The following is a 13,647-nucleotide window of genomic DNA, read 5'->3' on the forward strand; positions in this document are numbered from 1 at the left end:
CACGGGCACCGAGGCCCCGCGTGCGGGCGAGGAGGGCGAGCCCGGAGGCGGACTGAACCGGCGGGTCAGCCGCCCCGGGTGAGCCGGCCCGGCGAGGACGAGGCGTCCGTACCGCCTGGTGGCCGGCGGGTCACTCGTGGGACGGGACGTCCGACGGCGCCGCCTCGGGTTCGGCCGCGGCCGTCAGGGCGGTGACCGCCTCGGTGATCTGCCGGGCCAGGTCCTGCGGGGTGAGCCCGATGTCGGCCAGGATCTCGCCGCGCGAGGCGTGGTCGAGGAACTCCTGCGGGATGCCGAAGGTGCGCACCGGCACGTCGTTGCCCGCGTCGCGCAGCAGCCGCGCCACCGCGTCGCCCACGGCCCCGGTGCGGCCGTTGTCCTCCACCACGGCCACCATGCGGTGCTGGGCGGCCAGGTCGACCAGCGCCTCGTCCAGCGGCTTGACCCAGCGCGGGTCGACGACGGTCACGCCGATGCCCTGCGCGGCCAGCCGTTCGGCGACGCCGACGCCGACCCCCGCCATCGACCCGGTGGCGACCACCAGCACGCGGGTGCCGTTGGCGACGTCGTTGCGGGCCAGCACGTCCATGCCGCCGACGGTGTCGACGGCCTCGATGTCGTCGGTCACCGAGCCCTTGGGGTAGCGGATCGCGGTCGGGCCGTCGTCGACCGCCACGCACTCGCGCAGCAGCTCGCGCAGGCGGGTGCCGTCGCGCGGCACCGCGATGCGCAGGCCCGGCACCAGCGACAGGATCGACAGGTCCCACATGCCGTTGTGGCTGGCGCCGTCGTCGCCGGTCACCCCGGCGCGGTCGAGCGCGAACGTCACCGGCAGCCTGTGCAGCGCCACGTCCATGAGGACCTGGTCGAACGCCCGGTTGAGGAACGTGGCGTACACGGCCACCACCGGGTGCAGCCCGCCCAGCGCCAGCCCGGCGGCCGAGGTGACCGCGTGCTGCTCGGCGATGCCCACGTCGTAGACGCGGTCGGGGTAGGCCTCGGCGAACGGCGCCAGCCCCACCGGGTGCAGCATGGCGGCGGTGATGCCGACCACGTCGGGACGCTCGGCCCCGATGGCCACCATCTCCTCGCCGAACACCTTCGTCCAGCCCGGGCCGCCCTTCTTGGCGACCGGTCGCCCGGTGGCGGGGTCGAATGCCCCGCCGCCGTGCATGCAGTCCTCTTCGTGGTTCTCGGCGGGCGCGTAGCCCTGGCCCTTGCGGGTGATGCAGTGCACGATCACGGGGGCGCCGAACCGGCGGGCGCGGCGCAGCGCGCGCTCGACCGCCTCGGTGTCGTGGCCGTCGATCGGCCCGACGTACTTGATGCCCAGGTCCTCGAACATCGCCTGCGGCTGCAGGACGTCCTTCAGGCCCTTCTTGATGCCGTGCAGCGCCTCGTAGGCCACGCCGCCGACCACCGGCGCCCGCGGCACCGTCTTCTTGATCAGGTCGAGGGCGCTCTCGTAGCCCTGGGTGACCCGCAGCTCGGCCAGGTGGCTGGCCAGCCCGCCGATGGTCGGCGAGTAGGAGCGGCCGTTGTCGTTGACCACGATGATGACGGGCCGGTCCCGGCCCGCCGCGATGTTGTTCAGCGCCTCCCAGCACATCCCGCCGGTGAGGGCGCCGTCGCCGACCACCGCCACCACCGCGCGGTCGGTCTCGCCGCGCAGCCGGAACGCCTTGGCCAGCCCGTCGGCGTACGACAGGGCGGTGGAGGCGTGCGAGTTCTCGATCAGGTCGTGCTCGGACTCGGCCTGGCTGGGGTATCCCGACAGCCCGCCGCGCCGCCGCAGCATGCTGAAGTCGTGCCGGCCGGTCAGCAGCTTATGGACGTAGGCCTGGTGGCCGGTGTCGAAGAGGATCTTGTCGTGCGGCGACTCGAAGACCCGGTGCAGCGCGATGGTCAGCTCCACCGCGCCCAGGTTGGGCCCGAGGTGACCGCCGGTCTTGGACACCGCCTCGACCAGGAACTCCCGGATCTCGCTCGCGAGCCGTGGCAGCTGCGCGGCGTCCAGTCGCCTGAGCTCCGCCGGACCTGTGATCGACTCCAGCAGGGTCACGCGCGTCAACTCCTCCATCGGGGGCCTCTCTGCCCCTGCTCGCCGGGCCCGTCCGAGTTTAGTGGTGCTTCGTCCGCGCCGCGCCGGGGGCACGCCGCCCCGCACGCCGCCGACACCGAATCTGCACCGAATCGTCACAGGTCATCCCGGTACGCGGCGGCGCGCCGGTGAGGGGGAACTCACTCCTGGTCACCTGCCCGGGGCGGTAGTAATGAGAGCATGGTGGAGGAAATCGTGCTGCTCGACGAGGCCGACGAGGTCGCCGGCCGGGCTCCCAAGACGGCGAGCCATCATCGCCACACCCCGTATCACCTCGCCTTCTCCTGCTTCCTGGTCGATCCGCGCGGGCGGGTGCTGATCACGCGGCGGGCGCTGGGCAAGCGGACCTTCCCGGGGGTGTGGACGGGCAGCTGCTGCGGGCATCCCGCGCCGGGCGAGGGGCTGCGCGAGGCGGTCCTGCGCCGCCTGGACACCGAGCTGGGGGCGTCGGCCGAGTCGGTGACGCCGGTGCTGCCCGCGTTCCGCTACCGGGCCACCGCGGCCGATGGCGTGGTGGAGAACGAGCGCTGCCCCGTGGTGCGCGCGGTGACGTCCGGACGGGTCACGCCCAACCCCGACGAGGTCGAGACGGCCGAGTGGTGGAGCTGGGACCGCTGCCTGGAGCTGGCCGAGCGGCCCGAGTCCTCCCCCTGGTACCGGCTGCAGCTGGCCGAGCTGGCCCTGCTCGGCGACCCCCTGGACTGGCCCGACGCCGGAACCGACGCGCTTCCTCCCGCCCTGCCCTGGTGACCGTCCGGCCGCGCGCCGGACGCACCCGGCGCGCGGGTGCGCCCGGCGCGCGGCCGGATAACCGGGCGATCACTTTTCGGTCGTGACTGTTGACCCGTCCCACAATTCGAACGGACGCTTGGTTGTGGCGTAACCGAAGGGACGAACGATGCGTGGACGGTGGAAAGCGGTCGCCGCCGTGGTCCTCGGCGGAATGCTCGCGGTGTCCGGCTGCGGCGGGAACGACGAAGGCGGCGGAGACGCCTCCCAGGTGGAGGTCTTCTCCTGGTGGACCGGTCCCGGCGAGGCCGACGGGCTGCAGGCCATGAAGGCCGACTTCGAGAGGAAGAATCCGGGCACCAAGTTCGTCAACGCCGCCATCGCGGGCGGCTCGGGCACCCAGGCGCAGGCGGTGCTGGCCAGCCGGCTGCAGAACCGCAAGCCCCCGGACTCCTTCCAGGGCCACGCCGGCGCCGAACTGCTCGACTACATCAAGGCCGGGCAGATCGAGCCGCTGGACTCCTTCTACGACGAGAACAACCTCCGCGCCGCCTACCCGCAGCAGCTGCTCCAGCAGATCACCTACCAGGGCAAGATCTACTCGGTGCCGGTGAACATCCACCGCTCCAACGTGCTCTGGTACAACCCGCGGATCCTCGAGGACGCCGGGCTGTCGGGGCCGCCCAAGACGATCGCCGAGTTCATCGCCGCGCTCAAGGCCGTCAAGGACAGGACGGGCAAGGTGCCGCTGTCGCTGGGCGCCCAGTGGACCGCCGACCACCTGCTGGAGAACGTCCTGCTGGGCGACCTCGGCACCGACGCCTACAACGCCCTGTGGAAGCCGGGCGCCGACTGGAGCACCCCCGCCGTCACCAGGGTGCTGACCGACTTCGCCGAGATCCTCAAGTACACGACGGTCGAGGCGGCGTCCACCGACTGGCAGGGCGCGGCCAAGGCGGTCGTCGACGGCAAGGCCGCGTTCAACATCATGGGCGACTGGGCCTACGGCTACTTCGTCAACCCGGCGCCCAACGGCCTGGGCAAGAAGCTCGACACCGACTTCAAGTACGCCCCCGCGCCCGGCACCGACGGCACGTACATGTGGCTGTCGGACAGCTTCACGCTGCCGCGCGGCGCCCCGCACCGCGCCGGCGCGATCGCCTGGCTCAAGGAGGCGTCCAGCAAGGAGGGCCAGGACCTGTTCAACCCCAAGAAGGGGTCCATCCCGGCCCGCAAGGACGCCGACCGCAGCCTCTACAAGGGGTACCTGGAGTACGCGTTGAACGAGTGGACCAGGCCGGACATCAAGCTGGCCGGCTCGTTCTGGCACGGCGTGGCCGCCAACAAGAAGTGGCACACCGACATCGACACGGCCGTGGGCCTTTTCCTGCAGAGCAAGGACGTGGGCAAGCTGCAGGCCGCCCTGGTGAACGCGGCCAAGAACAGCGGCCAGTGACGGCGCGATGAGCGGTCGCGGGGCGCGTCCCCGCGACCGCTTCGCGCCCGTCCCTTTGAGCGATGGGAGGACGCCCGCGTGGCGACGCTGAGGCTGGGGCGCAGCGGACGGTGGCTGCCGGGCCTGCTGCTGGTGTCCCCGTCGATCGTGGCGATCGGCGTGTTCGTGTACGGGCTCATCGCCTGGAACACGCGGGTGGCGGTGAGCGGAAGCCACGACGAGGTCACCCCGTACGGCTTCGACAAGGGCAGGAACTTCGTCGCCCTGTGGAGCGATCCGAGCTGGCCTCCCGCCGTCCGGCACGCGCTGCTGTTCACGGTGGTGTTCGTCGGCGGGGCGCTGCTGCTCGGCGCGTTCCTGGCCTTCCTGATGGAGAAGGGGATCAGGGCCGAGGCGGGGTTCCGTGCCGTCTACCTGTTCCCCATGGCGATCTCGTTCATCGCCAGCGGGGTGGTGTGGCGGTGGCTGATGAACCCGGCGCCGCCCGAACGCGCCGTCGGCCTCAACCAGCTGTTCGACCGGATCGGGCTGGGCGCGCTGGCCAACGACTGGTGGCAGAACCCGTCGTGGGGCATGGCGGCCATGGCCGTCCCGGCGATCTGGCAGATGACCGGGTACGTCATGGCGCTGTACCTGGCCGGGTTCCGCGGGGTGCCCGACGACCTGCGGGAGGCGGCCCGGGTGGACGGCGCCTCCGAATGGCAGGTGTACCGGTACGTGGTGTTCCCGCAGCTGCGGCCGGTGACGCTGTCGGCGCTGATCATCCTGGGGCACATCTCGCTGAAGGTGTTCGACCTGATCATGGCGATCGCGGGCAAGCAGATCATCACCTACGTGCCGGCCATCGCCACGTACGTGGAGGTGTTCGACCGGCACGACCCGGCCAACGGCGCCACCATCGCCACGTACCTGCTGCTCGCGGTGGCGCTGCTGGTGATCCCCTATCTGGTGTGGTCGGTACGGGCGGAGCGTGACCGGTGAGCGCGCAGACGAGCGTCGGGAAACGGATCGGCGCGGGCACCGGCGCGGGGCGGCGCGCCCCGGCCCGGCCGCGGGTGCTGCGGGGCGTGCGCTTCGCGGTCCTGCTCGCCTTCGTGGTGGTCTTCCTGATCCCCGTGTACGTGCTGGTCGTGACCAGCTTCAAGTCGCTGCAGGAGGCCGACCCGTCGACGGCGTGGAGCCTGCCGCGGGACTGGAGCGTGGACGGCTGGCGGGCGGCCTGGGAGGCACTGCGGCCCGGCCTGGAGAACAGCGTCAAGATCGCGGTGAGCGGTTCGCTGATCTCGGCGGCGCTCGGCTCGCTGAACGGCTACGTGCTGTCGAAATGGCGTTTCCCCGGCGCGGACGCGGTGTTCACGCTGTTCCTCTTCGGGATGTTCATTCCGTACCAGGCGGTGATGATCCCCCTGGCCGGAATGCTGACCGACCTGGAACTGGCCGGCACCGTCCGGGGGCTGGTGCTGGCGCACGTGGTGTACGGCATTCCGATCTGCACGCTGATCTTCCGCAACTACTACGTCACCATTCCGGACGAGCTGATCGAGGCGGCCCGGGTGGACGGCGCGGGCATGCTGCGCACCTACTGGTCGATCGTGCTGCCGGTGTCGGCCCCGGCGTTCGCGGTGACGCTGATCTGGCAGTTCACCTCGATGTGGAACGACTTCCTGTTCGCGGTGTTCCTGGGCGCGCCGGACAGCTGGCCCGTGACCGTCATGCTGAACAACACCGCGGGCTCGGGCGCGGTGGCCGTCCAGTACAACCAGCAGATGGCCTCGGCGCTGCTGGCGTCGCTGCCGACCCTGCTGGTCTATCTGCTGCTCGGCCGGTTCTTCATGCGCGGCCTGATGGCGGGGGCGCTCAAGGGCTGACGGCCGGGGAGATCTCCGCTCGGGGCTTCGCACCGCTTGACGCCACCTGGACGTTTCCTGAGAATCTCACCGTCCTGCTTGCCGGTCCGGCGCCGGTTGGCGAATCATGGTAGGAACCGATCATCACGCCGACCCCCGCCCGCGACCGCTTCCACCCCCGGCCCACACTCACCGTGACCCGAACGCATCTGACCTCGCCGCCATTCTTGCCTGGCGCTCCCGCGGCGACCCCACCGGCGGAGCCGGATACTCCGCTGCAAACCGGGCGTCCCGCTCTGGACGGCGTGGTGAAGATGGATAGCAGCGAGCACGGGAGGTGACCGCGTGCAGGCGATAAGCGTCCAGCAACCCTGGGCCTTCGCGATCGCCCGGGGCGGCAAGACCGTCTCCAACCAGGAGATGCCGACCGCCTATCGCGGGCCGCTCCTCGTACACGCCTCCATGCGCGTCGACCTCGGCGCGTGCGACTCCCCGCTGATCCAGGCCGCCGGCTGGAACCCGCGCGACCCCCTGGCCACGCTCGGCGCCGTCATCGCCGTCGCCCGCCTGGACGACGTCTGCTCGGCGGCCGTGAACGGCGACCCCTGCGACTGCGGCCCCTGGGCCGACCCGTCGTCCCACCACTGGCGGCTGGCCGACATCCGGGCCCTCCCCCGCCCCATCGTCGCCCTCGGCCGCCCCGGCCTCTGGCAGCCCCAGCCCACCCTGATCGCCGACGTCGAACTGATGACCGCCTCCACGTCCCCCCACCGCCCTTCCTGACCGCGACCAGCCCACTACGCTGTGTCGCCGAAGGTCGCAGTCACTGACAGACGTCACACGCCGATGGGAGTAGGGGGCCGTGACCATCACGCATGACCGCCGCTTCGGCCCCTACACGGTCGAGGATCTGCACGCTCGCGACGACGACGGCAAGGGTTTCGAGCTTGAGGATGGATGGCTGGTCGAGTTGTCGCTGAGCTCGCCGCACAACTGGGCGGCTCAATGCGTGAGTGACGTGGTGAGGTCTGCCGCCGAGGACGCGAAGGCGGAAGTCTTCGTCGCCTTCGGCGGCGGATGGGAGATCACCACGCCGACCGGTATCCGCAAACCGGACGTCTTCGTGGTACCGAAGGGCGTGGCGCGGGCCTCCATCGTGCACCGCGAGCCGATGACGGTTCACGGTATGGAAGTTCTCCTTGCCGTGGAAGTCGTCTCCCCCGGCAGTGGCAGCGAGCGGCGGGACCGGGTGCGCAAGGTGCGGGAATATGCCGCCTGCGGCATTGCGCAGTACTGGATCGTGGATCTCGAGCCTCGTCCCAGGGTGCAGGTGCTGCTCCTGGACGACGGGGCGAACGCCTACCGGCTGGATCGAACGGTGACGGCCGGCGAGGTTCTGACGGCCGAGATCAAGGCGGACGTGGCGTTCACGGTGGAGTTCGACCCGCGGGTGATGATCGAGTTTTAGCCCGCCCCGCGAGCGGCCCTCGTCCGGGCGGTTTTCGTGGGCGTACGGGTGGTGGGGGCGGAGGTGGCGGGTTGGTGGTGCGGTCGCCGGGTACGGCATCGGGACGTTGCGTGCGGGGGCGGGTGCGCGTAGCGCAGCATCTGGCCGGAGAGGGCCGCAAGGGGCTGACCCTGGGCTACCCCGTCTCGGCGGCGTGGCGGAGGCGGGTGAGCTCGGCGGCGATCCCGTCGAGAGGCCAGCCGGCGTTGAGGCCGCTGGGGTTGGGCAGGACCCACACGCGGGCGGGGCCGATCGTGTCGTTCTGTGGGCCGATCTGGGCGCGGGGCCTGCCGAACGCGGTGCGGTAGGCGGTGACGCCCTGGACGGCCAGGTAGGCGGGACGGTGGCGTTCCACCAGGGCGACGAGACGGCGGCCGCCCTCGCGCAGTTCCTCGTCGGTCAGCTCGTCGGCGCGGGCGGTGGTGCGGGGCGCCAGGTTGGTGATGCCCAGGCCGTAGGAGGGCAGCAGGTGCTGTTCGGAGGGGGCGAGCAGCCGGTCGGTGAAGCCGGAGCGGTGCAGCGCGGGCCAGAAGCGGTTGCCGGGGCGGGCGAAGTGGTGGCCGGTGGCCCCCGAGTACAGGCCGGGGTTGATGCCGCAGAACAGCACCCGCAGGGGCGTGCCGTCGGCGGGCAGCACGTCGGGGATCACGCGGTCGCGGGCCGCTTCCAGGTCGGCCTTGGTGGGACGTCGCGTCGTCACGTCAGATCACACTACGCACGATCAGCGACAGGGCGGACACGCCCACCACGACGGTGATGGCGTTGCGCATGCGCCCGCCGTCCAGGTAGCGGCGCAGCGGGCCCGCCACGGCGAACCCGGTGAGCACGAACGGGGTCAGCGCCAACCCGGCGACGACCTGCTCGTGCGGCAGCTGTCCCGCGGCGGCCAGGGTGACCAGCGACAGGATGGCGCCGACGGTGAAGAAGACGGCCAGGGTGGCGCGCACGCGCGGGCCGCTCTCGCGCTGGTAGAGCAGCGCGATCGGGGGTCCGCCGATGGCCGAGGCGGTGCCGGTGGCGCCCGCCAGCAGCCCGGCGGTGGTGAGGGTGGCGGGGTTGCGGGGGACGGTCCCCGACCAGGCGGACGCGGCGAGCGCGGCCAGCACCACCGCGCCGATCACCGCGCCGAGCGCGTCGACGGGCACGGCCGCGACCACCCACACGCCGAGCGGGGTCCCGGCCAGCCGTCCGCCGAACGCCCACCCCAGGCCCCGCAGGTCGGCGTGGCGCACCTCGCGCGTCAGCGTCGCCACCGGCAGCACGACCGCGGCGACCAGGATCGCGCCGGGCATCAGCGAGGGGAACAGCAGTGTCACGATGGGGGTGGCGACCAGTCCCACGCCGAGCCCGACGCTGCTCTGCACGATCGCGCCGAGCAGCGCCGCCAGCCCGCCGACCAGCAGGAAGTCAAGATCAGGCATGATGTCTGGAACGTTACATTCCCACCCGTCCAGTGGGTTTTCGCGGGCACGGCGAACGGACGGGCCGTCCCCCCGGCTGCCGGGGGGACGGCCCGTTCGCGCGCGTGACGGCTTACTTGCGCAGCAGGTTGCGCAGCACGTACTGCATGATGCCGCCGTTGCGGTAGTAGTCGGCCTCGCCCGGGGTGTCGAGACGGACGATCGCGGTGAACTCCTTGCCGTCGGCCTTCACCGTGACCTCGCGCGGGGTCTCGCCCTCGTTGAGCTTCTCGATCCCGACGATGTCGAACGTCTCGGTGCCGGTCAGGCCGAGGGAGGCGGCCGACTCGCCCTCCTTGAACTGCAGCGGCAGGACGCCCATGCCGATGAGGTTCGAGCGGTGGATGCGCTCGTAGGACTCGGCGATCACGGCGCGCACGCCCAGCAGCGCGGTGCCCTTGGCGGCCCAGTCGCGCGAGGAGCCCGAGCCGTACTCCTTGCCCGCGAGGACCACCAGCGGGATGCCGCGGGAGGCGTAGTTCTGCGCGGCGTCGTAGATGAACGCCTGCGGCGCGCCGTCCTGGGTGAAGTCGCGGGTGTAGCCGCCCTCCACGTCGTCCAGCAGCTGGTTGCGCAGCCGGATGTTGGCGAACGTGCCGCGGATCATCACCTCGTGGTTGCCGCGCCGCGAGCCGTAGGAGTTGAAGTCGCGGACCTCGACGCCGTTCTCCCGCAGGTACTGCGCGGCGGGCGTGCCGACCTTGATCGCCCCGGCCGGGGAGATGTGGTCGGTGGTGACCGAGTCGCCGAGCTTGGCCAGCACGCGGGCGCCGTGGATGTCGGTGACCGGGTCGGGCTCCATGCGCATGCCCTCGAAGTAGGGGGCCTTGCGCACGTAGGTGGAGTTCTGGTCCCACTCGAAGGTGTCGCCGGTGGGGATGGGCAGCTCGCGCCACCGGTCGTCGCCCTTGAAGACGTCGGCGTAGTCCCGCAGGAACATCTCCTGGCCGATGGAGCCCTCGACGATCTCCTTGATCTCCTCCAGCGACGGCCAGATGTCGCGCAGGTAGACCGGGCCGTCGGCGCCGTCGGCGATCGGGTCGTTGAGGATGTCGATGTCCATCGTGCCCGCGAGCGCGTAGGCGACCACCAGCGGCGGCGAGGCCAGGTAGTTCATCTTCACGTCGGGGTTGATGCGGCCCTCGAAGTTGCGGTTGCCCGACAGCACCGACACCACGGCCAGGTCGGCGTCGTTGACCGCCTTGGAGATCTCCTCCTGCAGCGGGCCGGAGTTGCCGATGCAGGTGGTGCAGCCGTACCCGACCAGGTTGTAGCCGATCTTGTCCAGGTACGGGGCGAGGCCCGAGCGCTCCAGGTAGCCGGTGACGACCTGCGAGCCGGGGGCCAGCGACGTCTTCACCCACGGCTTGCGGGTCAGGCCCTTCTCCACCGCCTTCTTGGCCAGCAGCCCCGCCCCGACCATGACGTACGGGTTGGAGGTGTTGGTGCAGGAGGTGATGGCCGCGATGACGACGGCGCCGTGGTCGAGCTCGAACTTGGTGCCGTCGGCCAGGGTGACCGGCACCGGGTTGTGCGGACGCGGCGCGCCGTCCTCGCCGTGCGGACGCGGCTTGTCGCCGTTGGCGCCGTGGGAGATCGCCGGGGAGTCGGACGCGGGGAACGACTCGGCGGAGGACTGGTCGGTCGGGCCCTGGATGCTGCCGCCGCCGGAGACGTAGTTGCGCACGTCGCGCCGCCAGGTCTGCTTGGCCTCGGCGACGGAGATGCGGTCCTGCGGGCGCTTGGGGCCGGCGATGGACGGCACGACGGTGCCGAGGTCCAGTTCGAGGTGCTCGGAGAAGTCGGGCTGGGCGGCCGGGTCCAGCCACATGCCCTGTTCCTTGGCGTACGCCTCGGCCAGCGCGACCTGCTCCTCGGTGCGGCCCGTCAGCCGCAGGTAGTCCAGGGTCTGCCCGTCGATCGGGAAGATGGCGCAGGTGGAGCCGAACTCGGGGCTCATGTTGCCGATGGTGGCGCGGTCGGCGACCGGCAGGGCGGCCACGCCCTCGCCGTAGAACTCGACGAACTTGCCGACGACGCCGTGCTCGCGCAGCATCTCGGTGATGGTCAGCACGAGGTCGGTGGCGGTCGTCCCGGGGCGCATCTGCCCGGTGAGCTTGAAGCCGACCACCCGCGGGATGAGCATGGAGATCGGCTGGCCGAGCATGGCGGCCTCGGCCTCGATGCCGCCGACGCCCCAGCCGAGCACGCCGATGCCGTTCTCCATGGTGGTGTGGGAGTCGGTGCCGACGCAGGTGTCGGGGTAGGCCACGCCGTCGCGGTCGAACACCACGCGGGCCAGGTGCTCGATGTTGACCTGGTGGACGATGCCGGTGCCCGGCGGGACCACCTTGAACTCGTCGAACGCGGTCTGGCCCCAGCGCAGGAACTGGTACCGCTCCCGGTTGCGCTCGTACTCGCGCTGGACGTTGCGCTCGAAGGCGTCCGGCGAGCCGAAGTAGTCGACGATGACGGAGTGGTCGATCACCATCTCGGCCGGGGCCAGCGGGTTGATCCGGGACGGGTCGCCGCCGAGGTCGCGCACGGCCTCGCGCATGGTGGCCAGGTCGACCACGCAGGGCACGCCGGTGAAGTCCTGCATGATCACGCGGGCCGGGGTGAACTGGATCTCCCGGCTCGGCTGCGCGGCCGGGTCCCAGCCGGCCAGCGCGCGGATGTGGTCGGCGGTGACGTTGGCGCCGTCCTCGGTGCGCAGCAGGTTCTCCAGCAGCACCTTGAGGCTGTACGGGAGCCGGGCCGAGCCCTCGACGGCGTCCAGCCGGTAGATCTCATACGACTTGTCGCCAACCCGCAGCGTACTGCGGCTGCCGAAGCTGTTCGCGGACACGGACTCCTCCTCCGTCACCGCCGCGCGTCCGGTCCGGGACGCGACTGCGCGGCGTCGTCAATCCTCTTCAATCGTTCCTGCGGGCTCCCGGCCGGGGCCGGGGACGCGTGCCGATCCGGGTGTCGGAGCGGCAGGGTCCCGGTTCGCGGTCCGGGGCGGCGGGGCGCACGGTCCCTCCCAGAATCCTGCCCTAGGGGCGGATCTGACCGAGACCCGGGGCCGCCTAACTTCCGCGGCTTTTTCTCTCGACGTCAAGCCATCTCCTAATTTATCTCGACATCGAGCTACTTGCATCTCGTTGTGGAATCCGGGACCGGGAACCCGCTGGCCGTTCCGTACGTCTTCGATATATCGTTGTCGTATCGCGAGAGGTCAACGAACGATCTCGGAAGGCGGTGCAGAACATGGGTGCCAGATACGAGTCCGAGTGGCCGTGGGCGGCGTTCGCGGCGGCCAGGATCGGCGCCACGGCGGCCCGCGCGGCCGCGCACGCCGCGTCGCACGCCGCGTCGCACGCCGCGTCGCACGGCAGGGGCCCCGGCTGCGGGCCGTCGGCGCGCGGGGAGTTCCCGGGCTTCGGCGGGTTCTTCGGCCCCGGGGGCGGGCCGTGGGGGCCGCCCGGTCCGGGGGGCCGCGGGCCTTGGGGACGCGGCGGGCCTTGGGGACGCGGCGGGCCGTGGGCCAAGGGCAAGGCGCGCAAGGGCAACGTGCGCGCGGCGATCCTGGCGTTGCTGGCCGAGGAGCCGCGCAACGGCTACCAGATCATCCAGGAGATCGACGAGCGCAGCGGCGGCGCCTGGCGGCCCAGCCCCGGGGCCGTGTACCCGGCGCTGCAGCAGCTGGCCGACGAGGGCCTGATCCGCGCCGAGGAGGGCGCGGGCCGCCGCGTCCACCACCTCACCGACGAGGGCCGCGCCTACGTCGACGAGCACGCCGGCGAGCTGCGCGAGCCGTGGGCGGCGATGACGCCCGACTTCGGCGAGGGCGTCCCGGAGGTGTTCAAGCAGGCCGCGCAGACCGGTGCGGCGCTGATGCAGATCGTCCACTCGGGGTCGCCCGACCAGGTCGCCCGGGCGCGCGACGTCCTGGCCCGGGCGCGGCGCGACCTTTACCGGATCCTGGCCGAGGACGGCGAGGACGTTCCCGACGATCGTGAGGAGTGAGGGTTCCGTGCCCCGTCCCGCCCCCGACCGGCTGCGCATCGGCGACACCGAACGCGACGCGGTCGCCGTGGCCCTGCACGACCACTTCGCGGCCGGGCGGCTGACCCGCGAGGAGCTCGACGAACGGCTGGACGCGACGCTGGCCGCCAGGACGCGCGGCGACCTCGGCGCCATCGTCCACGACCTGCCCGAGCCCAACGGGCTGCCCCGGCCGCCGGCACCGCGCCCGGCCCCCGCGCCCGCGTGGGGGCCGGGCTGGGGGCCGCATCCGGCGCACGCCCACCACCGCCACCCGGCGCACGGCCACCGGCACCACTTCCCGGCCTTCCCCCTGCTGCTGGCCGTCTTCCTGGTGACGACGTTCACCGTGGGCGTGGGAGCGGGCCTGCTGGCGGTGCTGCAACTGGCCCTGCTGGTGTGGGTGATCCGTGCCGTGGTCCTCACCGTGCGGTGGCGCCGCGTCCACCGCCCCGGCAAGAACCTCTGACCGGCCCCTGACCTCCGGTGGCCACGCGGGGGGCGTAGACCCCGGGACG

The 13,647-nt window shown here is 71.7% G+C and carries 12 protein-coding genes; 8 read left to right on the plus strand and 4 right to left on the minus strand.

Annotated features, from left to right (window positions below):
* Nucleotides 1-130: 130 nt before the first annotated feature.
* Nucleotides 131-2,062 carry a 1-deoxy-D-xylulose-5-phosphate synthase gene (dxs, locus tag ABZ801_RS19125; RefSeq protein WP_360699537.1) on the minus strand — a complete coding sequence of 644 codons (1,932 nt, stop codon included), beginning with the start codon at nt 2,060-2,062 and terminating at the stop codon, nt 131-133.
* 219 nt (nt 2,063-2,281) lie between these two features.
* Between dxs and idi the strand changes: the two genes are divergently transcribed.
* From idi to ABZ801_RS19155, 6 genes are all read left to right on the plus strand, one after another.
* Nucleotides 2,282-2,851 carry an isopentenyl-diphosphate Delta-isomerase gene (gene idi / locus ABZ801_RS19130; protein ID WP_360699273.1) on the plus strand — a complete coding sequence of 190 codons (570 nt, stop codon included), beginning with the start codon at nt 2,282-2,284 and terminating at the stop codon, nt 2,849-2,851.
* Between the two features lie 148 nt (nt 2,852-2,999).
* A complete protein-coding gene (locus tag ABZ801_RS19135) occupies nt 3,000-4,286 on the plus strand; it encodes an ABC transporter substrate-binding protein (RefSeq protein WP_360699275.1) in 1,287 nt (428 codons plus the stop codon).
* Nucleotides 4,287-4,364: 78 nt separating this feature from the next.
* A complete protein-coding gene (locus ABZ801_RS19140; RefSeq protein WP_360699277.1) occupies nt 4,365-5,267 on the plus strand; it encodes a sugar ABC transporter permease in 903 nt (300 codons plus the stop codon).
* A gap of 74 nt (nt 5,268-5,341) precedes the next feature.
* Nucleotides 5,342-6,154 carry a carbohydrate ABC transporter permease gene (locus ABZ801_RS19145; protein ID WP_344956455.1) on the plus strand — a complete coding sequence of 271 codons (813 nt, stop codon included), beginning with the start codon at nt 5,342-5,344 and terminating at the stop codon, nt 6,152-6,154.
* Between the two features lie 324 nt (nt 6,155-6,478).
* The gene (locus tag ABZ801_RS19150) at nt 6,479-6,916 is read left to right on the plus strand and encodes a hypothetical protein (RefSeq protein WP_360699279.1); all 438 of its coding nucleotides are present in this window, start codon (nt 6,479-6,481) and stop codon (nt 6,914-6,916) included.
* 79 nt (nt 6,917-6,995) lie between these two features.
* Nucleotides 6,996-7,601, plus strand: a complete 606-nt coding sequence (locus ABZ801_RS19155) for a Uma2 family endonuclease (protein ID WP_360699281.1) — start codon at nt 6,996-6,998, stop codon at nt 7,599-7,601.
* Nucleotides 7,602-7,776: 175 nt separating this feature from the next.
* On the opposite strand, the gene mug is transcribed toward ABZ801_RS19155, so the two are convergent.
* The 3 genes from mug to ABZ801_RS19170 form a co-directional block, all read right to left on the minus strand.
* The gene (gene mug, locus ABZ801_RS19160) at nt 7,777-8,340 is read right to left on the minus strand and encodes a G/U mismatch-specific DNA glycosylase (protein WP_360699283.1); all 564 of its coding nucleotides are present in this window, start codon (nt 8,338-8,340) and stop codon (nt 7,777-7,779) included.
* Nucleotide 8,341: 1 nt separating this feature from the next.
* Nucleotides 8,342-9,061 carry a sulfite exporter TauE/SafE family protein gene (locus ABZ801_RS19165; protein ID WP_344956156.1) on the minus strand — a complete coding sequence of 240 codons (720 nt, stop codon included), beginning with the start codon at nt 9,059-9,061 and terminating at the stop codon, nt 8,342-8,344.
* A 112-nt stretch (nt 9,062-9,173) separates the two neighbouring features.
* Complete coding sequence (locus tag ABZ801_RS19170; protein ID WP_344956155.1) at nt 9,174-11,948, minus strand: aconitate hydratase; 2,775 nt, start codon at nt 11,946-11,948, stop codon at nt 9,174-9,176.
* A gap of 404 nt (nt 11,949-12,352) precedes the next feature.
* Here ABZ801_RS19170 and ABZ801_RS19175 point away from each other — a divergent pair, with 404 nt between their 5' ends.
* Together ABZ801_RS19175 and ABZ801_RS19180 are read left to right on the plus strand one after the other, a co-directional pair.
* On the plus strand, nt 12,353-13,111 hold the full coding sequence (locus ABZ801_RS19175) for a PadR family transcriptional regulator (RefSeq protein ID WP_360699286.1): 759 nt from the start codon (nt 12,353-12,355) through the stop codon (nt 13,109-13,111).
* A gap of 7 nt (nt 13,112-13,118) precedes the next feature.
* On the plus strand, nt 13,119-13,598 hold the full coding sequence (locus tag ABZ801_RS19180; RefSeq protein ID WP_360699288.1) for a DUF1707 domain-containing protein: 480 nt from the start codon (nt 13,119-13,121) through the stop codon (nt 13,596-13,598).
* The last annotated feature ends 49 nt before the right edge of the window (nt 13,599-13,647 follow it).

Origin of the sequence: Actinomadura sp. NPDC047616, from assembly GCF_040642915.1 — a bacterium.
Taxonomy (GTDB): Bacteria; Actinomycetota; Actinomycetes; order Streptosporangiales; family Streptosporangiaceae; genus Spirillospora; species Spirillospora miaoliensis.